Source organism: Burkholderia latens, from assembly GCF_001718795.1.
Taxonomy (GTDB): domain Bacteria; phylum Pseudomonadota; class Gammaproteobacteria; order Burkholderiales; family Burkholderiaceae; genus Burkholderia; species Burkholderia latens_A.
The window spans coordinates 987,811-1,013,456 of record NZ_CP013435.1 but is presented as its reverse complement, the minus strand read 5'-3'; the positions used below and the strand labels follow the sequence as shown (position 1 = coordinate 1,013,456).

Here is a 25,646-nt window from a genome sequence, read left to right as displayed (position 1 = left end):
ACCGGATACCGCCGGACACGAGCCGCCGCGCCACGCCGATGCGGCGCGACGCGCGATCCGTGTCGCGAGCGGCACGCGCGCCACCGGGGCGCGCGGACGATATCAATCAGACAGGGACGTTTCAGGCGGGCCGCGCGGCTGCGCGAGCCGAATGCCGTTGCGCGGAAAATCGGCAACGACAGGCGCGGCAGCGCGGTAGGCGAACGTGCGTACGAAACCCGGCAGCGCCGGCAGGCTCGTGCCGAGCGCAACGTTCGCTGCGAAGCCCGGACAGTACACGCAGTGCGCCACGCCGGCATGGTCGAGCGACGACGTGCCGCGGTCGTCGCCGGACTGTGCGAGCACGATCTGGCGGGCGCCTGCCGCACTGCACAATTCGAGCGTGAGCTCGCCTGAACCGCTCGACGCGAGGCGCGCATAGCCGACGACGGGCGACAGTACGTTCAGTACCAGCGCCAGCCATACGAGGCCGATCCATCGCGTCGTTCGTTTCATCGAGGTCCAGGAAAAAGTGCGCGCCAGTATAACAAGCGCCCCGATTGTTGCCGACTGCGCAGCCTGCAATAGCGGGCATCACGCGGCGCGCGGCGGTGCATGTGCCGTTAATACAACAGAGACAAAATCTAACGATTCGCCGCTGGCATAAATCCAAGCACGAGGTTGATAATTATTGAACCTGCTGGAGAAACGACCATGGACGAAAGACCAACCCGCATGCCCCCGCCCGAGCAAGTGATGAGCCCGGATCCGGAACCGGTCGGCGTGGAATTCCTCGCCGAATTGCCCGAGCACGTCCGGGCATTCTTCGACGAGCAGCACAAGCTGTACTCGCCGAAGTGAACCTGCGTTCCGTTCTGTAACCGCCGCGTGTCGATCGAGATCGTGCGGTTCATCGCTGCGTTTTCGGCGCAGATCGCATCGCACCCGGGCTGCAACGGCCTGACGGTGCCGGATCAGCGCGCCCGCTGATTCTTCTGTCGCGACGTTCCGCCGCGCGACTGTCTTCGTCTATCCTTCTGGTTTTCCGTCTCCGGCCCACCGGGCTGCCCCGACCATTCCAATGAAGCAAGCCATTCGTGCCAGCCTCGCTGTCGCCGTGCTCGGCGTCGCCGCCCTTTCGTCATCGACAGTCGCCCGCGCAGACGGCGACGATACCGCGCTCACCAATCTCGTTGCGCTCGCATCTCAGCGACTTGCGCTGGCTGAACCCGTCGCACGATGGAAATGGGCCAACCACAAGGCCATCGAGGACGGGCCGCGGGAGGCGGCACTGCTCGCGTCGGTGGAAAAGCGTGCGGAACAGTCCGGTGTCGATGCGGCCTTCGCCCGGACGTTCTTCCAGGATCAGATTGCCGCGAGCAAGGAGGTGCAGAACGCGCTCTTTGCAACGTGGCGCGCGACACGCCCGCCCGAAGGCACACCGCCCGACCTCGCGACCAGCACACGACCGGCGCTCGACCAGCTCACGCAGAAAATGCTGGCCGGTCTCGCGCAGGTGGCGCCGCTGCGCGACGCACCGGACTGCCAGGCGCGGCTTGCCCGCAGCATCGCGAGTTGGAAGACGCTCACCCGCTACGATGCGACCGGGACACGGGCTCTCGGCACCGCGCTGTCGCATGTCTGCGCCGCCGGCGGCGCCAGCGCGATCGGCTGAGCGCGCGCGACGGCACCCGCGGCCAGTGGCGTGCCGCGCTCAGCCAGCCGGCACGGACGCCGCGAGCGGGATCAGTTGCAGTCCGCGTGCGAGATGGGTCTGCAGCAGGCGATGGGTGTGCGGCTCGAACGACCGTTCCGGCCCGTCGGCCGCGAGCTGCGCGGCCGCATCGAGCGACTCGGCTGCACCGAGGTAGCGCCAGCCGTCGATCACGTGAAAGAAGCGGCGCTCGCCGCTCGCTTCGAACGCGACCGCGCCGTCGAACGGCCAGGGCGCGCTGCCCGGCCGCGCCGCGTTCGCGGCGGGACGCCGGTTGTATGACGGACGCAACTGCGCGATCCACTGCGCTTCAGCGAGCATCGCGCCCAGTTCGTTGCCGGTCTCCTGCCATTCGACACGCCGCACCTGCTGGGCAAGCCGCATTTCCTTCGACGAGCGTCGCTCGCCGGTCAGCAGCGCGCGCAGGCGCTGCCGCACGCGCACGCTGCGCCCGACGTACAGGGCTGCATCGCCGTCGCCGAACAGCGCATACGCTCCGCATCCGGCCGGCGCGGTATCGAGCCACGCTTCGGTCAGGTCACCGCCCAGGCGAAAGTGACGCGTCGTGCGCGCGATCTGGTCGCGCAGCCGCTCGATCGGCACGATTTCGTGCAGTCGCCGCCAGAACTGCCACAGCAGATCGGCATCGGCGAGCGCCCGGTGGCGAGCCGCCGGTACGAGGCCATGCCGCTCGATCAACGCATCGAGGCCATGCCGCGACTCGCGCGGAAACAGCGCGCGCGACAACCGCACCGTGCAAAGCACGTCCGGATTGAACGCAATGCCGGCACGCTCGAATTCGGCTCGCAGGAAGCCGCGGTCGAAGCTCGCGTTGTGCGCAACGAACAGCTTGCCGTCGAGTCGCTCGAACAACGCGGGCGCGAGCGACGCGAACGACGGCGCATCTCGCACCATCTCCTCCGAAATTCCGGTCAGTTGCTGGATGAAGGGGGGGATCGGCTGCCCCGGGTTGACGAGCGTCGTCCACGTCGATACGCCGAGCGGCCCGATTTCGACCACGCCGATTTCGGTGATGCGGTGTTCGGCGGACGAGCCGCCGGTGGTTTCAAGATCGACGAAAACGAGCGGCTGTTCGCTGGCGGGATCGGACGGACGGGAATCGGACATGAAAAGACAGGGAAACGATGCTTCCGTGAGTATGCACCGGCATGCGTGCTCACGACCAGTCCGGGCCGGCATCGGTTCGCCCGACGGCGCCTTCCGCGCGCCAGAATGCAAAAGGCCCCCGCATTGCGGGGGCCGGCCATGATCGGCAATGCGTGGCGCGTCAGACCGCCTGGATATTCGCTGCCTGCTTGCCTTTCGGCCCGACTTTCACTTCGAAGGAAACGCGCTGGTTTTCCTTCAGCGTTTTGAAGCCGTCCATCCGGATTTCGGAAAAGTGGGCAAACAGATCTTCCCCGCCGTTGTCCGACGTAATGAAACCAAAGCCTTTAGCATCGTTAAACCATTTTACGATACCGGTATCCATACCTTCGTTCCCCACTCGTTTAGATCAAAAAAGCTACTGTTATAGCGCCTCCCGCATTCCCGCGGCAGCACGCCGAGACCCACCCTCAGCGCTCCGCCAGGGGACGGAGTGCTGACTTTATAAATTGGACAATCCGCGCGCGTCAAGGAAATTTTTCGCGCGTTGTTTATCAAGAAAACATCAATAGCGCTGGAATCGATACACCATCGTCTTTTATTAATTGATCCGCGCGGGAAACCTGTCAATATTACCTGGGCACGCTCGTAGATAATCGAGATGATGAAAAACCTACCGGGCGAAAATCGGGTCGGAAAAATCCTCGGGTTTTTTCCGGGTTGCGAAAAACGAAGCGCATTGCGATGCTGAAGTCATCAGGATGAAAGGAGAAGGTCATGTGGCTGGACGCACTCAAGCGCTTCGCGAGCCGGTTCGCGCGCGTGCGCCGAAAGTCCCGCGCGCTGGCCGAGTCCCGTGAGCTGCCTTGCGACACCGAGTTCGACCCGACGTGGCACGGCGATCATTGGCAGAACCTGTTGGCGTCACCGTTGGACGCCCGTCACTATGTGATGGAAGACTGGACGTACACGCCGCCGCAGGCGGAAACCGACGACACGGAACCGGCCGTCAAGCGCAAGCGACGCTCGTACATGCAATAGGAAGGTGGAAGGACCAGGACGACGGGCAAAAAAAAGCGCGACTGGGAAGTCGCGCCGACAAAGGTTTGGAGATCTTTTCCGTCAACGAAAAAGTCTGCTTCGGAAAGCAGAGATCGCAGTATAGCGAGAGAACATCCTTTCATTATCCATAGTGCGCACAAACCTCTATTGCGGATGTGTCAATAATCGGCTTGCACGCGCGCGGACAGCGCCTTGCACCGCCTCCTGTCGCAATCGTGCAACGGCTTCTTGCAGTGACCTGATGAAGCGCTGCGCATGCTGCATCGCGGCGAACCGTTGATGGCGGCGGCTCGCCGGGCATTCGTCCATTCTTGCGCGTTCTAAAATACAGTATTGCAGTCAACGGTTTCCTTCAGCGCCCCGCGTGATCCGTACACTGCAGATGGATTTCCGACGAGGGGCGGCGCCCAGCGCGCACGGTATCGACGACCCGCGATGCCGCAGACGCCCGCAACAGGTTCGATCGACCTCATCCTGTTTGGAGACAGATCATGAAAAAGACCCTGATCGTCGCGGTATTGGCCGGCGCGTCCGCCACCGCCGCCCATGCGCAAAGCAGCGTCACGCTGTACGGGCTGATCGACGCGGGCATCACCTACACGAACAACCAGGGCGGCCATAGTGCCTGGCAGGAGACGTCCGGCTCGATCAACGGCAGCCGCTGGGGCTTGCGCGGCACCGAGGATCTCGGCGGCGGACTGAAGGCGATCTTCACGCTGGAAAACGGCTTCGGCATCAACAACGGCACACTGAAGCAGAATGGCCGCGAGTTCGGCCGGCAGGCGTTCGTCGGGCTCGCGGACACCCGCTTCGGCTCGTTGACGCTCGGCCGCCAGTACGACAGCGTCGTCGATTACCTCGGCCCGTTGTCGCTCACCGGCACGCAGTACGGCGGCACGCAGTTCGCGCACCCGTTCGACAACGACAACCTGAACAACTCGTTCCGGATCAACAACTCGGTCAAATACCAGAGCGCGAACTACGGCGGCCTGAAGTTCGGCGCACTGTACGGCTTCTCGAACTCGACCGATTTCTCGAACAACCGTGCATACAGCGTGGGCGCGTCGTACAGCTACATGGGCTTCAACGTCGCGGCCGCGTACATGCAGTTGAACAACAACATCAACGCGCTGGCGCTCGCGGCCAGCGATCCGGGCGCGGTGGCCGGCGACTGGACGTTCGCGGCCAGCCGACAGCGCACGTGGGGCGCCGGTCTCAACTATGGGTTCGGCCCTGCGACGGCTGGCTTCGTATTCACGCAGACGCGGCTGACCGATTCAGCCCGCATCAGCGCCGGACAGTCTGGCGTAACGGGCGGCATCCCGCTTGCGGGCGGCACGCGCTTCAACAATTACGAAGTCAACGGCCGCTATGCGCTGACGCCGGCGTTCTCGCTCGCAGGTTCGTACACCTATACCGACGGCCGGATCGACGGCCAGACGCCGAGCTGGCACCAGTTCAACCTGCAGGCCGACTACGCGCTGTCGAAGCGCACCGACCTGTACCTCCAGGGCGAATATCAGCGGGTCAATGCGGATGGCCTGGCGATCGGCGCGAACATCAACGGGCTCGGCACCGCGTCGTCGACGAACAAGCAGATCGCGGTCACGGCCGGCATGCGCCACCGCTTCTGAGCCGGTCGCCCTGCGCGTCATTCGCGTGACGCCGCGATCACGAAGCGCCCCGCAAGGGGCGCTTTTACGTCGATGCGGCGTGGCGCGTGCGATTCACGCGTCGCCGGGCGCCGGATAGCGGACGTCGAGCACGTCGATCGGCTGCGGACCGGCCGGCGTCATCAGCGTGACCGTGTCACCGATTCTGGCCTTGATGAGCGCGCGCGCGACCGGTGAGATCCAGCTGACGTGACCGCGATCGAGATCGACCTCGTCGATCCCGACGATCGTGACGGTATGATCCTCGCCGTCCTCGGTCGCGTAATCGACGGTCGCGCCGAAAAACACCTGATCGACGTTCTCCTGCCGGCTCGCGTCGACGACTTCCGCGAGATCGAGCCGCTTCGTCAGGAAGCGGATCCGGCGGTCGATCTCGCGCAGCCGCCGCTTGCCGTAGATGTAGTCGCCATTCTCGGAGCGGTCACCGTTCGACGCGGCCCACGACACAAGCCGCACGACCTCGGGACGCTCGACGTCGATCAGGTTCAGCAGTTCGTCCCGGAGCCGCTTGTGGCCGGCCGGCGTGATGTAGTTCTTAGTGCCCGCAGGAATCGCGGGCTGCCCCGCTTCGAGATCGTCGTCGTCGCCGTCCGACTCTTTGACAAACGCCTTGTTCATGATGCAGATTCAATACGTGGATGACCGATGCTTCAAGGTTACACGAAGGTGACCGCGCAAGATTGTGCGACATATTTCGCGAATAAGGCTTCCCTTTTTATACAACTCTGCTATACTTCCGCTTCTGCGTGCGGCTGTAGCTCAGTTGGATAGAGTACTTGGCTACGAACCAAGGGGTCGTGGGTTCGAATCCTGCCAGCCGCGCCACCTTTTTCGAGGGCCTTCCGAACCGAAGGCCCTTTCAGTTCGAAGTAGTAGCAGTTTTGTTGTTGCGTGCGGCTGTAGCTCAGTTGGATAGAGTACTTGGCTACGAACCAAGGGGTCGTGGGTTCGAATCCTGCCAGCCGCGCCACCTTTTTGGGGGCCTTCCCATCGCAGAAGGTTCCGACAGTTGAAGTAGTACCGCTTTGCGTGCGGCTGTAGCTCAGTTGGATAGAGTACTTGGCTACGAACCAAGGGGTCGTGGGTTCGAATCCTGCCAGCCGCGCCACCTCAGAAGGGCCTTCCTCCGGGAAGGCCCTTTTTTTCTTTTCCGCTCCCCTCTTCTCGGTTGCGCACACGTGATCGCGGCACGCGAGCCGGTCATCGCGGCACCTGCACCGCGTGCGCATCGCATACAAAAACGGCGGCCTCGTGGCCGCCGTCGTAGCGTGGCTGCGACGCAATGCGCGGCTTCAGTAATCCTGCCGCTCGCGCTCGATGCGCATGCCGCCGTCGTGACGTGCATGCGCGCCGTCGTCGGTCGAGCGCTCGCGCATGATCCGCATCACATCCGGGTTGGTCCGTACGCGCCGCATCACGTTTGCAAGGTGCACGCGGTCGCTGACCTGGATCACGAAACGCAGCACCGTCGATTCGTGCGTCAGATCCTCGTCCATCGCGATGTGAACGATGTTCGCATCGGCCGACGTGATGTCCGCCGCGACGCGCGCGAAGATGCCCTTCGTGTTCTTCACGAGCGCCTTGACCGCGACGTCGAACAGACGGCCCGGCTGCGGCGCCCATTCGACGTCGATCCAGCGGCCCGGATCGCGGCGATGGATGCGCTGCGCGACACGGCAATCGGTCGCATGAATCGCCATCCCGAGGCCGATGCCGATGTAGCCCATGATCGCGTCGCCCGGAATCGGCCGGCAGCATGCGGACAGCTGCACCGACATCCCTTCGGTGCCGGTAATGACGACCGGCGGCGCGTTGTGCACCGGATGACGCTCGGACTTCGGCAGATCGTCGTCCGCATCGCGGCCGCTCATCAGCACCTCGATGCGCTTGGCCATCACCGCGGCAACGCGGCGGCCAAGGCCGATGTCCGCAAAAATCTCCTGGCGGCTCTTGTTGCCCGTCCACTGCACGAGCTTTTCCCATACTTCCGGGCCGACGTCGGACAGCGCGAGCCCGTAGGCTTTCAGGCTTTGATCGACGAGTCGCTCGCCGAGCTGCACCGACTCGTTCAGGCGCATCGTCTTCAGGTAGTGACGAATCGCGGAGCGCGCCTTGCCGGTGCGCACGAATCCGAGCCACGCGGGGTTCGGCTTCGAATACGGTGCTGTGATCACCTCGACGATGTCGCCGCTCTTCAGCTCGGTACGCAGCGGCAGCAGTTCATTGTTGATCTTCACGGCCACGCACTGGTTGCCGAGATCGCTGTGGATCGAATACGCGAAATCGAGCGCCGTCGCGCCGCGCGGCAGCGCCATGATCTTCGACTTCGGCGTGAACACGTACACCGCATCCGGGAACAGATCGATCTTCACGTGCTCGAGGAATTCGCTCGAATCGCCGGCTTCGCTCTGAATGTCGAGCAGCGACTTCAGCCACTGGTGCGCACGCTTCTGCACGTCGTTCAGGTCGGCGCCGCCGTTCTTGTACAGCCAGTGTGCGGCCACACCGGCCTCCGCGATCTCGTGCATCTTGCGCGTGCGCACCTGGAACTCGATCGGCGCGCCGAACGGGCCGACGAGCGTCGTGTGCAGCGACTGATAGCCGTTGATCTTCGGAATCGCGATGTAGTCCTTGAACTTGCCGGGCACGGGCTTGTACAGCGCATGCAGCGCGCCGATGCACGTGTAGCAGTCGAGCGGGCTGTCGACGACGACACGAAAGCCATACACGTCGAGCACCTGCGAGAACGACAGCTGCTTGTCGCGCATCTTCCGGTAGATGCTGTAGATCGTCTTTTCGCGGCCGGTGATTTCGGCGTCGATCTTCGCGTCGGACATCGCGCGCTGCGCGGCCTCGAGGATCTTGCCGATCACTTCGCGGCGGTTGCCGCGCGCGGCCTTCACCGCTTTCTCGAGCGTCGCGTAACGATGCGGGTTGAAATTCGCGAAGCTCATGTCCTGCAGCTCGCGATACGTGTTGTTCAACCCGAGACGGTGCGCGATCGGCGCATAGATGTCGAGCGTTTCGCGGGCGACGCGGCGGCGTTTTTCCATCGGCACCGCGCCGAGCGTGCGCATGTTGTGCAGGCGATCGGCGAGCTTGACGAGGATCACGCGCACGTCGCGCGCCATCGCGAGCAGCATCTTGCGGAAGTTTTCCGCCTGCGCTTCCTCGCGGCTGCGGAACTCCATCTTGTCGAGCTTGGATAGCCCGTCGACCAGTTCGGCGACCTTCGGGCCGAACCGCTCGGCCAGCTCGCTCTTGGTCACGCCCTGGTCTTCCATCACGTCGTGCAAGAGCGCCGCCATCACGGCTTGCGCATCGAGCTTCCAGCCGGCGCAGATTTCCGCGACGGCGACGGGATGGGTGATGTAGGGTTCGCCGCTCTGGCGATATTGACCGAGGTGGGCTTCGTCGCTGAAGTGGAACGCCGCCTTGACCTCTTTGATTTCCTCCGGAGGGAGATACTCGGCAAGCGCGGCCGTCAGATTCGCGATCGAAACGACGCCGTGCTTGCGCGGCTGCTCTGGAGTGGCGGTCGGCCCGAACAGATGCCGGAAGGACTGTTCGAGGACCGCGTCGATGTACTGGCGCGCAGGCGACTGGGCCATGGCTTCGGTGGTCGAATCCGCGGAGGCGGACGATGGGGTGGTGCTCATATTCGCCTCCAGGTCGAGTCGTTGCGCGCGAGGATTACATGGCTGGAACGGGCCGGATGCGCGTTACACCGGCACCTTCTTCAGCATCTCGACGCCGACCTGGCCGGCAGCGATTTCGCGCAGCGCGACGACGGTGGGCTTGTCGCGGCTCTCGATCTTCGGCGTATGGCCTTGCGCGAGCTGCCGCGCGCGGTAGGTGGCGGCGAGCGCCAGTTCGAAGCGGTTGGGGATTTGCTTCAGGCAGTCTTCGACGGTAATGCGAGCCATGTTGGAAATTCCTTCTGAATATAGTCCTTATTCTACCTTATGTCCCTCAACCCCCGCGTCATTCCGCGTGGGGCAGATGGATGCCTAGCTCGATGAACAGCTCCGCATGTCGCGCGTACTGCGAAGCAAAGCGCAGGCGGGTCGCAGCGACGATGCATTCGAGCTCCGCCAGCGCACGATCGAAATTCTCGTTGATCACGACATATTCCGCTTCGGACGCGTGCGCCATCTCGCTGCCCGCGGCGAGCAGGCGTCGCGTGATCACGTTCGGCTCGTCCTGGCCGCGCTTTTTCAGACGCTCCTCGAGCGCGTCGAGCGACGGCGGCAGGATGAAGATGCCGACCGCGTTGCGGAACTGCTTCTTCACCTGCTGCGCGCCCTGCCAGTCGATTTCGAGCAGCACGTCGTGGCCGCTCGCCATCTGCTCTTCGATCCAGACGCGCGACGTGCCGTAGTAGTTGCCGTGCACTTCCGCGCTCTCGAGGAATTCATGCGCGGCGTGACGCGCGCGGAAATCCTCGACGGTCGTGAAGTGATAGTGCTGGCCATCCTGCTCGCCCGGGCGCGGCTTGCGTGTCGTGTACGAAATCGACAGACAGATGTCGCGGTCCTTCGACAGCAGCGCGTTCACGAGCGTCGACTTGCCGGCGCCCGACGGCGCGATGACCATGAACAGGTTGCCGGGATAGACGCCGCCGTGCAGCGCATGCGGCGCGTGGCCGTCGCGGTGTGGGTCGGTCATGTCAGCCTCCGCCGGGCCGCCCCAAGGCGGCTGACCGCCGCTTCGGGCGGCAGTGAACGCAGTGAGCGTGGGGGTCGTTTCATCTGTTACTCCAGGTTTTGCACTTGCTCGCGCATCTGCTCGATCAGCAGCTTCAGCGCCATCGATGCGTCGGCGAGTTCCTTCGCCGCCGCCTTCGATCCGAGCGTGTTCGCTTCGCGATTCAGTTCCTGCATCATGAAGTCGAGCCGCTTGCCGACGCGGCCGCCCTTCTCGATCACATGACGCGTTTCGTTCAAATGCGCGGTGAGTCGCGACAGCTCTTCCGCGATGTCGATTCGGATTCCGTACATCGTCACTTCCTGACGGATGCGCTCCGCGGCCTCCTCCCGCGTGACGTTCGCGGCGCTGCCTTCGGGCGCCGCGATACCGAGCGCTTCCTGCAGCCGCTCGACGATCTTCTGCTGATGCTTCGCGATCAGCTCCGGCACGAGCGGCGTGATACGCGCGACGATCGCTTCCATCTCGGTGACGTTGGCCAGCAGCATCGTCGCGAGCTGCGCGCCTTCGCGCGAACGCACGACGACGAGCTCGCCGATCGCTTCCTTGCCGCACGCGAGCACCGCGTCGCGAATCGCCTCGGCCGACACCCCGCTCTCGGCGAGCACGCCCGGCCAACGCAGGATCTCGCCCGCGCGCAGGCGGCCGACGCCCGGAAATGCGTCGAGCACGGAACGCTCCAGTTCGGCGAGCTGGCCGAGCGCGGTCTGGTTCAGCGCACCCGCGCCGATGCTCTGCTCGCCGCGCTGCAGATTGATGCGCACGTCGACCTTGCCGCGCGACAGTTTGTTCATCAGCATCTCGCGCAGCGCCGGCTCGCACGCGCGCACGTCGTCCGGCATGCGGAAATTCAGGTCGAGGAAGCGCGAGTTCACGGTGCGCAGTTCGACCGACACGCTGGTACCGCCGTTGCCGGCCGCCGTCGCGAGTTCGCGCGTCGCGCTCGCATAGCCCGTCATGCTGTAGATCATGGTTCGTCTCGCCGTCTGGGTGCCCTTTTCGGGCAGGAATATGTCGAGGCGCCCGGCGCATTCCAAGGCGCGGGGCGGGAAGCGCGCATTATCCCATTTTTGTGCCGCACCCCGCCGGGCGCGCGTGCCGTTCGGCGCTAAAATCGGGGTTTCCTCTTCCGTCCACGACTCCCCGATGACGTCTTCCCTGTCCCGCCCGAGCGGCCGCCGCGCCGACGAACTGCGCAAGGTCGCGCTCACCCGCCACTACACGAAACACGCCGAAGGCTCGGTGCTCGTCGAATTCGGCGACACCAAGGTGATCTGCACCGCAAGCGTCGCCGAACGCGTGCCCGAGTTCCTGCGCGAGCGCGGCCAGGGCTGGCTGACCGCCGAATACGGCATGCTGCCGCGCGCAACCCACACACGCAGCGACCGCGAAGCCGCCCGCGGCAAGCAGACGGGCCGCACGCAGGAAATTCAGCGCCTGATCGGCCGCGCGCTGCGCGCGGTGTTCGACCTCGACGCGCTCGGTCCGCGCACGATCCATATCGACTGCGACGTGATCCAGGCCGACGGCGGCACGCGCACCGCGAGCATCACCGGCGCATTCGTCGCCGCGCACGACGCCGTATCGAAGCTGATCGCGGCCGGCAAGCTCGCGCGCTCGCCGATCACCGACCACGTCGCCGCGATCTCGGTCGGCGTGTACGAAGGTGCACCGGTGCTCGACCTCGACTACGCGGAAGATTCGCAGTGCGACACCGACATGAACGTCGTGATGACGGGCGCCGGCGGTTTCGTCGAAGTCCAGGGCACCGCCGAAGGCGTGCCGTTCTCGCGCGCCGAGATGAATGCGCTGCTCGATCTCGCGCAAAGCGGAATCGGCCAGCTCGTGCAACTGCAGAAGGACGTGCTGGGCGCCGGCCATGTCTGACGATCGCACCGTCGCACCGCTGTCGCGCATCGTGCTCGCGTCCAACAACGCCGGCAAGCTGCGCGAATTCACCGCACTGTTTTCCACGGTCGGCATCGAGATCGTGCCGCAGGGCGACCTGGCCGTACCCGAAGCCGAAGAGCCGTTCGGCACGTTCATCGAGAATGCGCTGACGAAAGCGCGGCACGCGGCGCGCGTCACCGGGCTGCCCGCAATCGCCGACGATTCGGGCCTGTGCGTGCGTGCGCTGCGCGGCGCACCGGGGGTCTATTCGGCGCGATACGCGCAGCGCGCGGGCCGCGACAACGGCGACGCGGCGAACAATGCGTACCTCGTCGAGCAACTGCGCGGCGTCGACGACCGGCGCGCATACTATTGCTGCGTGCTCGCGCTCGTGCGTCACGCGGACGATCCCGAGCCGCTGTTCGCCGAAGGCCGCTGGGCGGGCGAGATCGTCGACACGCCGCGCGGCGAGCACGGATTCGGCTACGACCCGTATTTTTATCTGCCGTCGCTCGGCGCGACGGCGGCCGAGCTCGAGCCAGCCGTCAAGAACACGCACAGCCATCGCGCGCTCGCGCTGAAGGCGCTGCTCGCGCGGCTCGCAGAGGAACCCGCATGATCGTTTTCGTCACGCATTCGCAGCCGGAGGCCGTATGAGCCGGGCCGCGGAAACCGGCGCGCGCGTCGTCGCGACGTTCACGTCGCCCGGCCAGGTGCGACTCACGTCGCTGCCGCCGCTCGCGCTGTACGTGCATTTTCCGTGGTGCGTGCGCAAGTGCCCGTACTGCGATTTCAACTCGCACGAATGGAAAGGCGAGCGATTTCCCGAAACCGAGTATCTCGATGCGCTGCGCGCCGATCTCGAGCAGGCGCTGCCGCTCGTATGGGGGCGCCAGGTGCATACGGTGTTCATCGGCGGCGGCACGCCGAGCCTGCTGACGGCAGCCGGCCTCGATCGTTTGCTGTCCGACGTGCGTGCATTGCTGCCGCTCGACGCCGATGCGGAGATCACGCTCGAAGCGAATCCCGGCACATTCGAGGCCGCGAAGTTCGCGCAGTTTCGTGCGAGCGGCGTGAACCGCCTGTCAGTCGGCATCCAGAGCTTCAACGAAGGGCATCTGAAGGCGCTCGGCCGCATTCACGACACCGCGCAGGCGCGCGCGGCCGTCGAGATCGCCGCGAAGACGTTCGACAACTTCAACCTGGACCTGATGTTCGCGCTGCCGAACCAGACGCTCGACGAATGCCGGGCCGACATCGAAACCGCGCTGTCTTACGCGCCGCCGCATCTGTCGCTGTATCACCTGACGCTCGAGCCGAACACGCTGTTCGCGAAGTTCCCGCCGGCGGTGCCCGACGACGACGCGTCGGCCGACATGCAGGAGTGGATTCACGCACGCACGGCCGAGGCCGGGTACGAGCGCTACGAGGTGTCCGCGTATGCGAAGCCGAACCATCAGTGCAAGCACAACCTGAATTACTGGCGTTTCGGCGACTATCTCGGGATCGGCGCGGGCGCGCACACGAAGCTGTCGTTCCCGAACCGGATCCTGCGGCAGGCGCGCTACAAGCATCCGGCGACCTTCATCGAGCAGGCGATGGCCGGCACGCCGGTGCAGGAAGAGCGAGAAGTGGGCGCGCGCGACCTGCCGTTCGAGTTCATGCTGAACACGCTGCGGCTCGTCGAGGGCTTCCCAGTGCACAGCTTCGTCGAGCGTACCGGTTTGCCGATCGGCACGATCGAGCCGGCGCTGCAGGAAGCGGAGCGGCGCGGGCTGATCACGCGCGATTTCGCGCAAATCGCGCCGACCCAGCTTGGCCAGCGTTTCCTCAACGATCTGCAGGAATTGTTCCTGCGCGACGATTGACGCGGAACGACGCGACATTTCGGTTACAATGCCGCCTCGTGTGGAAGCGTGGCCGAGCGGTTTAAGGCACTGGTCTTGAAAACCAGCGACGGGAAACTGTCCGTGAGTTCGAATCTCACCGCTTCCGCCACGCAATTCGCCAAACCCCGTCCATTCATCGAATGACGGGGTTTTTGTTTGCCCGCTGCATTTTTTCTGCCGCGTCGCGCGCCCAACGGCCCGACGCATCGCCGCCGATGCCGTTACAATCCGGCGCTCCGAACCGCGAAACGGGAAACCACGTCATGAAGCCCTTCATCGCATCGGCGCTCGCCGCCCTGCTCGCCGCTGCCGGCACGCACGCAGCGGCCGCCGACTCCGCCTCCGGCGCCGACGCGCCGACGCCGTCGTGCGCGATCGCGTACGTGAAGGGCGTCGGCGGCTCGCCGCGCAGCCTGCGCGAATATCTCGCGAGCCCGACGCCGTACAACTACCTGAAGGAAAACGAACTCCAGTGCAAGGTGTCGGACGACGGCCGCGCGTCTAACTGCACCGGCGTGACCTATATCCGCAACGAGCAGGTCAGCGTGTACGACGATTCCGACCCGGCCACGCTGACGGTCGTCGCGCCGGTCGAACTCGAGCACGGCGAGAAGTATCCGGTGATCCTCGTCGTGCAGCGCAAGGACGCACGCTGCACGCGGTAATGCGGGGCGCGGCCCGCATCGCGCCATGGCCTCGCCGGACGGCGCGTCATCGCCTAGAATTCGATCAGCACGGCGACACGACCGCCGCCGCGACTCGATGCCGTTCGCGCCATCCGCGCGTGCGGCGCACGGAGACCGCCATGACCGAACTGTCGACCGCGACCGATCACGTCGATTACGAAGGCTTCGAGATCCACGTCGTACCGGGCCTCGTTCCGGGCAGCGACGCGCGCTATACGTACACCGGCTACGTATGCCACCCGGGCGTGAATCCGGCCCTCCCCGATCATGCGGTGCCGTTTCACGCGGACGGCGAGGAAAGCTTCGCGAACGCCGACGACGCGATTCGCGAGGCCGTGCACGTCGGCAAAAGCATCATCGACGGCACGCATCCGGACCTATCCGTCCTGTCGCTCGTGACGCACGGCTACTGAGCGCATTCGACTGAGCCGCCATCGCCGCTTCGCGGCGAGCGGGCACGCGCGTTGCGCACGCGTCGCGTGCCGTCAAACATCACATCACTTCAGAACGCCGGCCGCCGCGGAGCCGGGCGATCGTTCGCGCGCATGCCGTCACGCGTCGCGCGTTATGCGTTTCTCCCGATAACGCGCCGCGCCGGGGCGACTATCATTTTTTTATAGTCACCCTCCGGTTCACCTCCCATGCTGCCTCTATCCCGCCCGGGCGCCGACCGGCCGCGCATTGCCGCGCTGGTCGCCGCGCTGTTGCTTGCTGCCTGCACGATCACGCCGCCGCCTTCGCTGCACTCGGTGGTGACGATCCCGTCGATCACGCGCGGCGCGAATCTCGACCAGTACCGCGTGGAAGTCGCGCGGTGCGTTGCCGAGCACAATCCGTCCGCCGTATCGCGCGGCACACCGCAGGCGATGCTGCGTTCGCTCGTCGTCGTCGCGTTCACCGTCGATCGCGGCGGCCGCCTCCTCAATGCGTCCGTCTATCGGAGCAACGGCGACAGCGAAGCGGAAGCGCTCGCGCTCGCATCGCTGCGCCGCTCGGCGCCGTTGCCGGCGCCGCCGTCGAGACTGCTGGACGGCGACGGACGGATCGAGCTGATGGAAGGCTGGCTGTTCAACGACGACGGCCGCTTCCAGTTGCAGAGCACCGCGTCCGCGCAAGCCCAGTCGATCGACTGAGCCGCACGCCGCCCGCGATTGCCGCCATGTCGCGGCGCTGGCTATAATTTTCCGCAATCGCGCGGCCACCTTCCGCGCGCGCGTTCGCGCGCCGCACCCGGCATGCGAGCCGACCACGCCGGCACCGGGCGGCGGCGACCTATCCGTCTCCATCGTCGACCGGCGGGTGACGTCCGCGCCGCGGCGCGCGCTCACGCCGCCACCGCATCATCCGCCCGGCTGCATCCGGCAAGCATCCGCGCCTGCCCGACCGCACGCCCCAACGACAAAACGGAGACATCCATGTCCGCATCTCCCCCGGCCGTTGCACATGCAACCGGTTCGGCCGCCGCCGTCAGCCACCGGCGCATCGTGTTCGCCAGCTTCATCGGCACCGCGATCGAGTTCTACGATTTCTATGTGTACGCAACCGCCGCGGCACTCGTCATCGGCCCCGTGTTCTTTCCGCACGGCTCGGCGACCGCGCAGGCGCTGTCCGCATTCGTCACGTTCGGCATCGCCTTCATCGCACGACCGATCGGTTCGTTCCTGTTCGGCCACTTCGGCGACCGGATCGGCCGCAAATCGACGCTTGTCGCGTCGCTGCTCGTAATGGGCGTATCGACTACCGCAATCGGTTTCGTGCCCGGCTACGACGCGATCGGCACGCTCGCGCCGGTACTGCTGTGCGTGCTGCGCTTCGGCCAGGGGATCGGCCTCGGCGGCGAATGGGGCGGCGCGGCGCTGCTGGCGACCGAGCATGCGCCGCAACGCAAACGCGGCTGGTTCGGGATGTTTCCGCAGCTCGGGCCGTCGGTCGGCTTCCTGATGTCGAACGGTCTGTTCTTCGCGCTCGCGCTGTCGCTGTCCGACGAACAGTTCCGCAGCTGGGGCTGGCGTATCCCGTTCCTCGTCAGCGCGGTGCTCGTCGCGCTCGGCCTGTATGTGCGACTGAAGATCAGCGAAACGCCGGCGTTCCAGGCCGCGCTCGACCGCAACGAGCGCGTGCGCGTGCCGGTCGCGACGCTCGTGTCGCAGCACTGGCAGCCGACGTTGCTCGGCGCGCTCGCGATGGTGGTCTGCTACACGCTGTTCTATATCTCGACCGTGTTTTCGCTGTCGTACGGCGTGTCGGCGCTGCATATTCCGCGCCAAAGCTTCCTCGGGCTGCTGTGCTTCGCCGTCGTGTTCATGGGGCTTGCGACACCGCTGTCGGCGTGGGCGTCGGACCGCTTCGGCCGCAAGCCGGTGCTCATCGCCGGTGCAATTGCCGCGCTGCTGTCCGGCTTCGCGATGGAACCGCTGCTCGGCAGCGGCTCGATGCCGCTTGTCGCGCTGTTCCTCACGATAGAGCTGTTCCTGATGGGCGTGACGTTCGCGCCGATGGGTGCGCTGCTGCCCGAACTGTTCCCGACCAACGTCCGCTACACGGGCGCGGGCGTCGCGTACAACCTTGGCGGGATTCTCGGCGCGTCGATTGCACCGTACATCGCGCAACTGCTTGCCGCGCGAGGTGGGCTGTCGTGGGTCGGCGGCTACGTGTCGGTCGCGGCGGCGATCAGCGTAATCGGTGTGCTGTTGATGCGCGAGACCCGCGACACGTCGCTGCTCTGACCTTCGGGGCGCCCCGGGTTGTGCAGCGGGCGGCGCTGCCTATACTCGATTCCGGGGCGCCGCCGTGCGCACACGGGTTCGCTTCCCGAAGGAGCCGCCGCGATGAACGTTCATCTCAACAATGCCGACCTCGTCATGATCCTCGTGCTCGCGCTGGGCGGCGCGCTGCTGCTCGCGGCGCGCTTGCGACCGAAAACCTGGCGGGGTTTGCTGTTCGACGCATTGCTGGCGAATCTGGCGGCCATCGCCGCCGTGGTCGCCGTCGAGGCGCTGCTCGCCTGAACCGGCCAGCGTTACCACGCGCGCCGGTTCGCGCCGCCAATCGGCGCTACGCCGTCAATCGAGCGCGCAACGCGCCATACGCCGGGCAGACCGCATCGATGGCATCAAGCGCCTGCGCAACCGACGGCGGTGCACCAGGCTCTCCGATCGACAGCGCGTTCGGCGCGCCGCCGATCCCGCAATGGTGGCGCGACGTCGCAACGAAAATCATCACGGTCGGGCGCTTCAGTGCGTGGGCCATGTGCACGAACCCCGTGTCGACCCCCACCACCAGCGCGGCCCGGCCGATCGCAGCGCCCAATTCGCGCACCGACATTGCCGACAGCACAACCGCGCCGGGCGCGCGCGCGGCAATGTCGCGCGCATCGTCATGCTCGGCCGCCGATCCCCACGGCAGCAGCACGCGCAAGCCACGCGCCATCATCTGCGTCGCGAGCGCCGCCCAGTGATCGGCCGGCCATTGCTTGTCAGGGTTCGACGTCGCGTGAAACAGCAGCATGAACGGCGCGCCGTCGGTCACCGCAGCCGGCAGGCTCGCAACCTGCGGCGCGACCACACCATAGTCGGCAATGCCTTGCGGGACATAGCCCAGCGCCTCGCCCGCGCTCACGCGCATCCCGTGCCAAGCGTCGCAGTCGGGCCGCGGGCCGAACCGATGTGAATACGCGAAACGCGCGCCCGTCTCGCCGAGATCCTGCGTTTGATAGCCGAACCGGCGCACGGCGCGCGCGAGCGCGGAGATGATCGCACTCTTGTAGACCCCGTGCAGGTCGATGACCGCATCGTAACGGTGCGCGCGCAGCGCGCCGATCGACGCCGAAATCGCCTTCAGGTCGCCGCCGTTGCGCAGCTTCTTGAACCGCCGCAGCGGCGCGCAAAGCACGTTGGTCACGCCCGGGTGCCAGCGCACGACTTCGGCGCACGACTCGTCGACGGCCCAGTCGACCTGAACGCCGGCAAAAGCGCGATGGAGGTCCGCGACGACGGGCAGCGTCTGGACGACATCGCCGAGCGACGTCACTTTCACGATGAGGATACGTTTCACGTTTCTTGTGGGAATGGGGGGTGGACGGCCATTTGGTGATGCTAACGATGCTTGCCGCGCCGATACATTACATCGACATTACATTTGCAACAAATTGCATCTCGTTTGTGAATAATTGTCGAGCCCGGACGGATCCCATTCTTTTTATAATGCGTCTTTGCCTGCCGGCCCGGTTCCCCGATGCAACGCCCCTCTCTCGCCGCCCTGCTTCCCGGATTGTTTCCCGCCCTCACGCGCCGCTCGCTGCGGATCTGGCGCCAGTACGGCGTGTTCTGGCTGGGTGCGATCGCGGTTGGCCTCGCAGCCGTATTGTATGCGCGACTGATCGACTGGGGCTACGACGCCTTCCGCACGATGCGCGCGCATGCCGCGTGGCTGCCGTTGCTGCTGACGCCGGCGATCGCCGCGGCGTCGGCGTGGCTCACGCGCCGCTTCTTCCGCGGCGCCGAGGGCAGCGGGATCCCGCAGGTCATCGCAACGCTGCATGCCAGCCCGAGTTCATTCGGCGCGCGGCTTCTGACGCTGCGCATCCTGTTCGGCAAGGTGCTGATTTCGCTGATGGGGATCCTCGGCGGGTTCACGATCGGCCGCGAAGGCCCCACCGTGCAGGTCGGCGCGGCACTGATGTTCAATCTGCGGCGTTTCTATCCGCGCTCGAATGCGCTGATCGAACGGCAGCTCGTGCTCGCGGGCGCGGCCGCGGGCCTGTCGGCGGCGTTCAATACGCCGCTTGCCGGGATCGTGTTCGCGATCGAGGAACTGACCCGCAGCTTCTCCGCGCGTGCAAGCGGCGTGCTGATTACCGCGATCATCCTGGCGGGCGTGGTCGCGCTCGGTCTGAACGGCAACTACACGTACTTCGGCACGATCGATGCGGGCCAGCATTTCCCGAAGATGCTCGCCGTCGCCGTGCTCGTCACGGCGATCGTTACCGGGATCGCCGGCGGCCTCTTCAGCTGGCTTCTGCTCAATACCGGGCGCTGGCTGCCCGCGCGCGTGCTCGGCCTCTATCGCGAGCGCCCGATCGCGTTTGCGGCGCTGTGCGGCTTCGTGATCGCCGTCGTTGGCATCGTATCGGGCGGGACGACGTTCGGCAGCGGCTATGCGGAGGCGCGCGGCCTGCTCGACGGCCACGAACAGCTGTCGCTGTTCTATCCGGTCCTGAAGATGGTGTCGATGGTGGCGTCGTATCTGCCGGGGATCCCTGGCGGCATCTTCGCGCCGTCGCTGTCGATCGGCGCAGGCTTCGGCAACGTGCTGCACGTCGTGTTCGACGACATGAGCCTGCCGATGCTGATCGCGCTCGCGATGGTCGGCTATCTCGCGGCGGTCACGCAGTCGCCGATCACATCGTTCGTGATCGTGATGGAAATGATCAACGGCCACGCGCTCGTGATTTCGCTGATGGCCACCGCGCTGGTGTCGAGCCGCGTCGCGCGCTTCTTCGCGCCGCCGCTTTACGAAACGCTCGCGCAGCGCTATCTCGCGCCGCCGCCGGCCGCCGCGCCGCACGCGGCCGATTCGGCGCAAGCTGCCGAGGAAACTGCAACGGCGACCAGCGTGACCGAGCCGCAGGATGCGGCGGCGGCGCCCGCCGATCCGCTCGACACGCTGCGCGAACAACCCGCGAACGCATCGGACGTTCCGGCGGCAACCCACGGGGCCGCTCCGGCAGCGGCGACGCAGGAGCGCGACGACCCGCCCGCTTCGGACGCGAACGGCGCCGCGCAGACGGGCCCGCGCGAACCTCAGTAAATGACGACAGGTGCCGGCCGATAGTAGACGGGACGCGCCGGCACGACGATGCAGCCGGCGACGGTGATCGCGACGAGCGCGATGGCGATGGCGGTTTTCTTCATCGTGCGCGCCCGTTACGCCCAGTGGCCGCGCGTCCAGAACCAGTTCGGACCACGCTGGTCCCAATGGCCCGGCACCCAGTGCATGCCGATCCGTTCGGCTTCCCAATGGCCGCCAATCCAGACGTAGCGCCCATGATCCCAATGCCAGTGGCCGCGCTCCCACACATAGCCGACGCGGGCGTCAGGCACGACCTCGTAGCGCACGGGCGGCGGCGCGTTCGGCGCAACGACGACGATTTCTTCGGCAGGGGCGGCAACGGGCTCGGCGACGATCATGCGGCCGGACTGCACGAGCACCGGCGCGCCGACGAGAATTTCGTCCGCGCGGGCGGCGAGCGGCGCGACGATGGCGGACAGGCCCGCGGCGAGCAGCGCGAGAGAAACGATACGGCGTTGAACGGTAGAGACAGCCATCACAACCTCCTGATTGACGAATGACGCGAACGTATTCACTTCAATGCGGGAGGACGGCGAACGGCAGACAGACGCCGTGTTACGGCGAGCCCGAAAGTGCAACAGGGCGTAAGACGCGCACGGCGGCGTACACCGCCGTGCGGGGGAAAGCGGCAACGTTCAGGCTTGCGGGATCTCGATCTTCACTTCGAGGACTTCGAGATCGTCCTGCCGCTCGAGGCTCACGCGGATGTCGTCGTTCGAAATATGGACGTACTTCGAGATGACCGCGACGAGTTCTTTCTGCAGCGCCGGCAGGTAATCGGCCGGCGGACGGCCGCCGACCCGCTCGTGCGCGATGATGAGCTGCAGGCGCTCCTTCGCGACCGATGCGGACTTCTTCTTCTCGCCGAGGAGAAACGAAAGGATGGACATGGACGGCCTCCGTTACTTGCTGCCGAAGAGGCGCTGCAGCAGGCCCGGCTTCTGGTAGTCGGTGAAGCGCAGCGGCTTGTCTTCGCCGAGGAATCGGGCGACCACGTCCTTGTACGCTTCCGCGACGTCGGTGCCGTCGATATGCACGGCCGGCAAACCCTGGTTCGACGCATGCAGCACGGCTTCCGATTCAGGCACCACGCCGATCAGCTTGATGCGCAGGATCTCGCTGATGTCCTCGAGCGACAGCATCTCGCCTTCGCTCACGCGCTTCGGGCTGTAACGCGTGATCAGCAGGTGTTCCTTGATCGGCTCCTTGCCTTCGGTCGCGCGCTTCGTCTTCGACGACAGAATGCCGAGAATGCGGTCCGAGTCGCGCACCGACGACACTTCCGGGTTCGTGACGATCAGCGCTTCGTCCGCGAAGTACATCGCGTGCAGCGCGCCGGCTTCGATACCGGCCGGCGAATCGCAGACGATGTATTCGAAATCCATCGCGGCCAGGTCGTTCAGCACCTTCTCGACGCCGTCACGCGTGAGCGCATCCTTGTCGCGCGTTTGCGACGCCGGCAGGATGAACAGGTTCTCGCACTTCTTGTCCTTGATCAGCGCCTGATTCAGGTTCGCTTCGCCCTGGATCACGTTGACGAGGTCGTACACCACGCGCCGCTCGCAGCCCATGATGAGATCGAGGTTACGCAGGCCGACGTCGAAGTCGATCACGGCCGTCTTGTGGCCGCGCAGCGCGAGGCCGGACGCGAAGCTCGCGCTGGTCGTCGTCTTGCCCACGCCGCCCTTGCCCGAAGTCACCACGATGATTTTTGCCATTTACCCAATACCCTGTGTTCGTCAATGAGAGCCGATCGATCCGGAGCGTGCCGCGTGAATCACGTCAGGCGCAGCGGTTCGATCATCAGTTTTTCCTCTTCGAGCCGGATCTGCACCGATTTGCCCAGTATGTCGGCGGGCAACGGGTTCTCGGTCGTGCGATAGATACCCGCGATCGAAATCAGTTCCGGTTCGAGACACGTGCAGAAGATGCGCGCGTCGTGATTGCCGTGCACGCCCGCGAGAGCGCGGCCGCGCAACGGCGCGTAGATGTGGATATTGCCTTCCGCGATGATCTCGGCGCCGTGACTGACCGGCGCGAGCACCACGAGGTCCCCTTTCGCGTAAATCTGCTGTCCCGAGCGCAGCGGCCGATCAACGACCAGCGTCTGGCCGCCCGCCGAAACCGGCGTCGGAGCAGGCTCTGGCGCCGGTTCCGCTGTCGCGGCGGCAGACGTGGCAACGGCAGCGGCCGGCTGCGCCGCATCGTCGGCCGGCTTCGCGGCCGCCACGCGGCGATCGCGCGCTTCGAGCAGCGGCAGGCCGGCTTCCGCCACCCACGCCTGCGTCGGCAGCGCGACCACGCCCACCGGGCGCATCCGCACGTCGTTCAGCATTTGGCCGATATCGGCGAGCGCGACGCGTTCACCGTCCGCGAGACGGCGAACGTCGATCGCGACGACGTCGTCGGCGAAAAACTCGGGAGTCGCTTCGAAGCGCTTGACCAGTTCGGTACGCAACGCATCGAGATCGGTCGTCTTCACGGTGAACAGCAACGTATCGACCGATCCGCTGCGCAGCTCGAAGAATGGCGATTTTTTAAGCGACATGGACACTCTGCAAAAATTTTTTGCGTATTTTACAGGCGTCCGCGCGTGCGGCCATTATTTTTGGGGAATCTGGACGGCGACGGTCGCGGCCGCCGCACCGCGGGCCGGAGGGCATCGAGACGGCGCGAGCGAGGTGCGATCGCGCCGTGCGGCCTCGGCCGTCATGGGTCAGGGTGCATTGATGTGGGACACGAACAACGACTTCATCGCGCCGGGCATCCGCGCGATCGGTGCATGCTCGCCCGTGTTGCCGAAACCCGCCCGTTCGTAGAAGCGAATCGCGTTGCGGTTCGCATCGGCGATCCATGCGTACACGTCCTGCGCGCCGCGCTCGGTCAGCCACGCGGTGGCCGTTTCGAGCAACAGCACGCCGCCGCGCAGGTGGCGGACCGCGTGCGCGACCCACAGCTCGCTGACGAACGCGCGCCGCTCGGGCGAATTGTCGAAATATGCACCGATCATGCCGGCCGGGTGGCCCTCGGTGTACAGAACGAAGGTCGTCGATTCGTCGGACGCGGCGCGCAGCGCGGCGATGGCCGCCGCCGCGTCGGCATCGACGGTCAGCAATTCGGCCTCCGGCGCTTCGCCGGGCGCGTACGGCTCACGCAGCGATGCGGCGCGGAGTTCGCGATACACGTTGCCCTGGTCGGCAGCGATACGACGAACGGTCAAGGTCGAACTCATGCAGGCACAGCCCCCTTCGGACAGCAAGTTACTAGCTTCAACCGAAAGCGGGGCATGAGTCAAATCGTTATTTTCAAATGGCGGCGCGAATCGAAAGTCGGCAGGCACCGCGCGGGCTGCCGCCCCCATGTGCTTGTGCGAGTGCAACATCGGCCCCGGCTGCATGCTCGCGTATCGCCGCGCGGACGCCGTCGGCACATGGGTCGCCGTGCTTGCGTTGTCATACGCGGCATTTCTGCGCGCGCATTCGCAGTTTCCCCGTCGCGATCGCAATCGTCCGTAATATGCGGCCGCGCATGCACCACGACGACGCGCGTGCGGATGCAGGAGTTATTGCATTGCAACATTCGTTGCGGCGTCCCGAAGCCGGTCGCTGACGCGCTTGTCGCGACGATTTGGTCAGACGAGAAAATCGTCCGCACGGGCGGATCGCGCGCCACCGCCGGTTTCAATCACCCCTTCGTCGGCCCTTCCCGACCGGCGCAATGGATGCGCCGCCGTTTGGAGTTTCCCGCCTAGCGCCCGGGTTTGGAAAGCCTGCACGACCGTCGTATAACTGGCACAACCGGACCATCGATCGGGTGCCGCGCGCCATGCCGCGGCCGAACGACGATCGGACCGGCAACAGAACGAGACATGCGGCCGCCTCGCCCCGCGCGCAAGCCCGCCGCCAACAGGAGGGAGACAATGGCAATGACCGACGGACCGGCCGCGCGCTGGTCGGATGGCAAACGTTATCTGTGGCTGCTTGGCGCGCTGACGATCACGCTGCCGATCCTCGCGGCCCAGCTCGCGCTGTCGACGGGCGTGCACCTGTTCTGGTGGTTCGGCCCGCTGTTCGCGTTCGGCGTGATACCGATTCTCGACACGCTGATCGGCGACGATCGCGACAACCCTCCGGAAACCGCCGTCCCGCAGCTCGAGCGGGAACGCTACTACCGCTATATCGTCTATCTCGCGACGCTCGTCGAATACGTCGCATTCTTCATGTGCGTGTGGATCGTCGGCACGCATTCGCTGGCGTGGTACGACTACGCAGGCTTCGCGTTGTCGCTCGGCGCCGCGACGGGCATCTCGATCAATACCGCGCACGAACTCGGGCACAAGACGAGCCGCTTCGAGCGCTGGCTCGCGAAAATCACGCTCGCGCCGGTCGCGTACGGGCACTTCTTCGTCGAACACAACCGCGGCCATCACGTGCGCGTCGCGACGGCCGAGGATCCGGCAAGCGCGCGCTTCGGCGAATCGTTCTGGGCGTTCCTGCCGCGCACGGTGACGGGCAGCATCCGTTCGGCGTGGCGGCTCGAGAAGACGCGCCTCGAACGGCTCGGGCAGTCGCCGTGGACCTGGCGCAACGAGGTGCTGCACGCGTGGGCAATGACGGCTGGCGTCTGGGGCATCGCGATCGCGCTGGCCGGCAAGGCCGTGATCCCGTTCCTTGTGATCCAGGCCGTGTACGGCGCGTCGCTGCTCGAAGTCGTGAATTACATCGAGCACTACGGGCTCGGCCGGCGCAAACTCGCGAGCGGCCGCTACGAACGCTGCACGCCGCAGCATTCGTGGAACAGCAATCACGTCGTCACCAACCTGTTCCTGTATCAGCTGCAGCGGCACGCCGATCATCACGCGAACCCGACGCGCTCGTACCAGGCGTTGCGCCACTTCGACGACTCGCCGCAATTGCCGGCCGGCTACGCGACGATGATCCTGTTCGCGTATGTGCCGCCGCTCTGGTATCGCGTGATGAATCCGCGGGTCGTCGCGCACTATGGCGGCGACATGGCGCAATCGAACATCAAGCCGTCGATCCGCGCGCGTGTGCTCGCGCAGTATTCGGCCGCGGTGTGACATGCGTCG

The 25,646-nt window shown here is 65.6% G+C and carries 28 protein-coding genes and 4 tRNA genes; 18 read left to right on the top strand and 14 right to left on the bottom strand.

Going from position 1 to position 25,646, the window contains the following annotated elements:
- Nucleotides 1-102: 102 nt before the first annotated feature.
- A complete protein-coding gene (locus WK25_RS04750) occupies nt 103-495 on the bottom strand; it encodes a DUF2946 domain-containing protein (protein WP_069241092.1) in 393 nt (130 codons plus the stop codon).
- A gap of 198 nt (nt 496-693) precedes the next feature.
- Between WK25_RS04750 and WK25_RS31615 the strand changes: the two genes are divergently transcribed.
- Entirely contained in the window at nt 694-840 is a 147-nt protein-coding gene (locus WK25_RS31615) for a hypothetical protein (protein ID WP_009690993.1), read from the top strand.
- Nucleotides 841-1,060: 220 nt separating this feature from the next.
- Entirely contained in the window at nt 1,061-1,654 is a 594-nt protein-coding gene (locus tag WK25_RS04745) for a chorismate mutase (protein WP_069241091.1), read from the top strand.
- Between the two features lie 39 nt (nt 1,655-1,693).
- Here the strand turns inward: WK25_RS04745 and WK25_RS04740 are convergent, their stop codons facing one another.
- Together WK25_RS04740 and WK25_RS04735 are read right to left on the bottom strand one after the other, a co-directional pair.
- On the bottom strand, nt 1,694-2,821 hold the full coding sequence (locus tag WK25_RS04740; RefSeq protein WP_069241090.1) for an exonuclease domain-containing protein: 1,128 nt from the start codon (nt 2,819-2,821) through the stop codon (nt 1,694-1,696).
- A gap of 160 nt (nt 2,822-2,981) precedes the next feature.
- Nucleotides 2,982-3,185: a cold-shock protein gene (locus tag WK25_RS04735; protein ID WP_027783827.1), complete on the bottom strand. Its 204-nt coding sequence runs from the start codon at nt 3,183-3,185 to the stop codon at nt 2,982-2,984.
- 392 nt (nt 3,186-3,577) lie between these two features.
- On the opposite strand from WK25_RS04735, the gene WK25_RS04730 reads away from it, so the two are divergent.
- Both WK25_RS04730 and WK25_RS04725 read left to right on the top strand, forming a co-directional pair.
- Nucleotides 3,578-3,841, top strand: coding sequence for a hypothetical protein (locus WK25_RS04730; protein WP_040143658.1), 264 nt, complete (start codon nt 3,578-3,580; stop codon nt 3,839-3,841).
- 512 nt (nt 3,842-4,353) lie between these two features.
- On the top strand, nt 4,354-5,496 hold the full coding sequence (locus WK25_RS04725; protein ID WP_040143657.1) for a porin: 1,143 nt from the start codon (nt 4,354-4,356) through the stop codon (nt 5,494-5,496).
- Between the two features lie 93 nt (nt 5,497-5,589).
- On the opposite strand, the gene greB is transcribed toward WK25_RS04725, so the two are convergent.
- A complete protein-coding gene (gene greB, locus WK25_RS04720) occupies nt 5,590-6,153 on the bottom strand; it encodes a transcription elongation factor GreB (RefSeq protein ID WP_069241089.1) in 564 nt (187 codons plus the stop codon).
- Between the two features lie 130 nt (nt 6,154-6,283).
- Here greB and WK25_RS04715 point away from each other — a divergent pair.
- The 3 genes from WK25_RS04715 to WK25_RS04705 all read left to right on the top strand — a co-directional run bounded on the left by WK25_RS04715 (nt 6,284) and on the right by WK25_RS04705 (nt 6,643).
- Nucleotides 6,284-6,360 (top strand) — tRNA-Arg (locus tag WK25_RS04715).
- 68 nt (nt 6,361-6,428) lie between these two features.
- Nucleotides 6,429-6,505 (top strand) — tRNA-Arg (locus WK25_RS04710).
- Nucleotides 6,506-6,566: 61 nt separating this feature from the next.
- Nucleotides 6,567-6,643, top strand: a tRNA-Arg gene (locus tag WK25_RS04705).
- A gap of 184 nt (nt 6,644-6,827) precedes the next feature.
- On the opposite strand, the gene WK25_RS04700 is transcribed toward WK25_RS04705, so the two are convergent.
- The 4 genes from WK25_RS04700 to WK25_RS04685 form a co-directional block, all read right to left on the bottom strand.
- A complete protein-coding gene (locus tag WK25_RS04700) occupies nt 6,828-9,194 on the bottom strand; it encodes a RelA/SpoT family protein (protein ID WP_069241088.1) in 2,367 nt (788 codons plus the stop codon).
- A gap of 63 nt (nt 9,195-9,257) precedes the next feature.
- A complete protein-coding gene (gene rpoZ, locus WK25_RS04695) occupies nt 9,258-9,461 on the bottom strand; it encodes a DNA-directed RNA polymerase subunit omega (RefSeq protein WP_006025620.1) in 204 nt (67 codons plus the stop codon).
- A gap of 58 nt (nt 9,462-9,519) precedes the next feature.
- Nucleotides 9,520-10,203, bottom strand: a complete 684-nt coding sequence (gene gmk, locus WK25_RS04690; protein WP_040143654.1) for a guanylate kinase — start codon at nt 10,201-10,203, stop codon at nt 9,520-9,522.
- An 86-nt stretch (nt 10,204-10,289) separates the two neighbouring features.
- Complete coding sequence (locus WK25_RS04685) at nt 10,290-11,213, bottom strand: YicC/YloC family endoribonuclease (protein ID WP_040143653.1); 924 nt, start codon at nt 11,211-11,213, stop codon at nt 10,290-10,292.
- Between the two features lie 175 nt (nt 11,214-11,388).
- Here WK25_RS04685 and rph point away from each other — a divergent pair, with 175 nt between their 5' ends.
- The 9 genes from rph to WK25_RS04640 all read left to right on the top strand — a co-directional run bounded on the left by rph (nt 11,389) and on the right by WK25_RS04640 (nt 17,715).
- Nucleotides 11,389-12,129, top strand: a complete 741-nt coding sequence (gene rph, locus WK25_RS04680; RefSeq protein ID WP_040143652.1) for a ribonuclease PH — start codon at nt 11,389-11,391, stop codon at nt 12,127-12,129.
- Nucleotides 12,122-12,751: an RdgB/HAM1 family non-canonical purine NTP pyrophosphatase gene (rdgB, locus tag WK25_RS04675; protein WP_059543865.1), complete on the top strand. Its 630-nt coding sequence runs from the start codon at nt 12,122-12,124 to the stop codon at nt 12,749-12,751. Before rph ends, rdgB begins: the two co-directional genes overlap by 8 nt.
- 34 nt (nt 12,752-12,785) lie before the next feature.
- Nucleotides 12,786-14,000, top strand: coding sequence for a radical SAM family heme chaperone HemW (gene hemW, locus WK25_RS04670; RefSeq protein ID WP_069241087.1), 1,215 nt, complete (start codon nt 12,786-12,788; stop codon nt 13,998-14,000).
- A gap of 42 nt (nt 14,001-14,042) precedes the next feature.
- Nucleotides 14,043-14,130 (top strand) — tRNA-Ser (locus WK25_RS04665).
- Nucleotides 14,131-14,284: 154 nt separating this feature from the next.
- Nucleotides 14,285-14,686: a hypothetical protein gene (locus tag WK25_RS04660; RefSeq protein WP_040143649.1), complete on the top strand. Its 402-nt coding sequence runs from the start codon at nt 14,285-14,287 to the stop codon at nt 14,684-14,686.
- A 140-nt stretch (nt 14,687-14,826) separates the two neighbouring features.
- The gene (locus WK25_RS04655; protein WP_069241086.1) at nt 14,827-15,120 is read left to right on the top strand and encodes a hypothetical protein; all 294 of its coding nucleotides are present in this window, start codon (nt 14,827-14,829) and stop codon (nt 15,118-15,120) included.
- Nucleotides 15,121-15,348: 228 nt separating this feature from the next.
- Nucleotides 15,349-15,840, top strand: coding sequence for an energy transducer TonB family protein (locus tag WK25_RS04650; RefSeq protein ID WP_040143647.1), 492 nt, complete (start codon nt 15,349-15,351; stop codon nt 15,838-15,840).
- A gap of 282 nt (nt 15,841-16,122) precedes the next feature.
- On the top strand, nt 16,123-17,433 hold the full coding sequence (locus WK25_RS04645) for an MFS transporter (RefSeq protein WP_069241085.1): 1,311 nt from the start codon (nt 16,123-16,125) through the stop codon (nt 17,431-17,433).
- A gap of 102 nt (nt 17,434-17,535) precedes the next feature.
- Entirely contained in the window at nt 17,536-17,715 is a 180-nt protein-coding gene (locus WK25_RS04640) for a hypothetical protein (protein ID WP_069241084.1), read from the top strand.
- Between the two features lie 46 nt (nt 17,716-17,761).
- Here WK25_RS04640 and waaC read toward each other — a convergent pair whose 3' ends face one another.
- Nucleotides 17,762-18,760: a lipopolysaccharide heptosyltransferase I gene (waaC, locus tag WK25_RS04635; RefSeq protein ID WP_069241083.1), complete on the bottom strand. Its 999-nt coding sequence runs from the start codon at nt 18,758-18,760 to the stop codon at nt 17,762-17,764.
- Nucleotides 18,761-18,940: 180 nt separating this feature from the next.
- Between waaC and WK25_RS04630 the strand changes: the two genes are divergently transcribed.
- The gene (locus WK25_RS04630) at nt 18,941-20,515 is read left to right on the top strand and encodes a chloride channel protein (RefSeq protein ID WP_040143643.1); all 1,575 of its coding nucleotides are present in this window, start codon (nt 18,941-18,943) and stop codon (nt 20,513-20,515) included.
- Between the two features lie 116 nt (nt 20,516-20,631).
- Here WK25_RS04630 and WK25_RS04625 read toward each other — a convergent pair whose 3' ends face one another.
- The 5 genes from WK25_RS04625 to WK25_RS04605 form a co-directional block, all read right to left on the bottom strand.
- Nucleotides 20,632-21,033, bottom strand: a complete 402-nt coding sequence (locus tag WK25_RS04625) for a YXWGXW repeat-containing protein (protein ID WP_040144900.1) — start codon at nt 21,031-21,033, stop codon at nt 20,632-20,634.
- 159 nt (nt 21,034-21,192) lie between these two features.
- Nucleotides 21,193-21,447: a cell division topological specificity factor MinE gene (gene minE / locus WK25_RS04620; protein WP_006486661.1), complete on the bottom strand. Its 255-nt coding sequence runs from the start codon at nt 21,445-21,447 to the stop codon at nt 21,193-21,195.
- A gap of 12 nt (nt 21,448-21,459) precedes the next feature.
- Nucleotides 21,460-22,275 carry a septum site-determining protein MinD gene (gene minD, locus WK25_RS04615; RefSeq protein WP_040143641.1) on the bottom strand — a complete coding sequence of 272 codons (816 nt, stop codon included), beginning with the start codon at nt 22,273-22,275 and terminating at the stop codon, nt 21,460-21,462.
- Between the two features lie 59 nt (nt 22,276-22,334).
- Nucleotides 22,335-23,105, bottom strand: coding sequence for a septum site-determining protein MinC (gene minC / locus WK25_RS04610; RefSeq protein WP_069241082.1), 771 nt, complete (start codon nt 23,103-23,105; stop codon nt 22,335-22,337).
- Between the two features lie 168 nt (nt 23,106-23,273).
- Nucleotides 23,274-23,918 (bottom strand): GNAT family N-acetyltransferase, encoded by a 645-nt coding sequence (locus tag WK25_RS04605; protein ID WP_226208937.1) that lies wholly within the window; start codon nt 23,916-23,918, stop codon nt 23,274-23,276.
- A 558-nt stretch (nt 23,919-24,476) separates the two neighbouring features.
- On the opposite strand from WK25_RS04605, the gene WK25_RS04600 reads away from it, so the two are divergent.
- The gene (locus WK25_RS04600) at nt 24,477-25,637 is read left to right on the top strand and encodes an alkane 1-monooxygenase (protein ID WP_069241080.1); all 1,161 of its coding nucleotides are present in this window, start codon (nt 24,477-24,479) and stop codon (nt 25,635-25,637) included.
- Nucleotides 25,638-25,646: the final 9 nt, after the last annotated feature.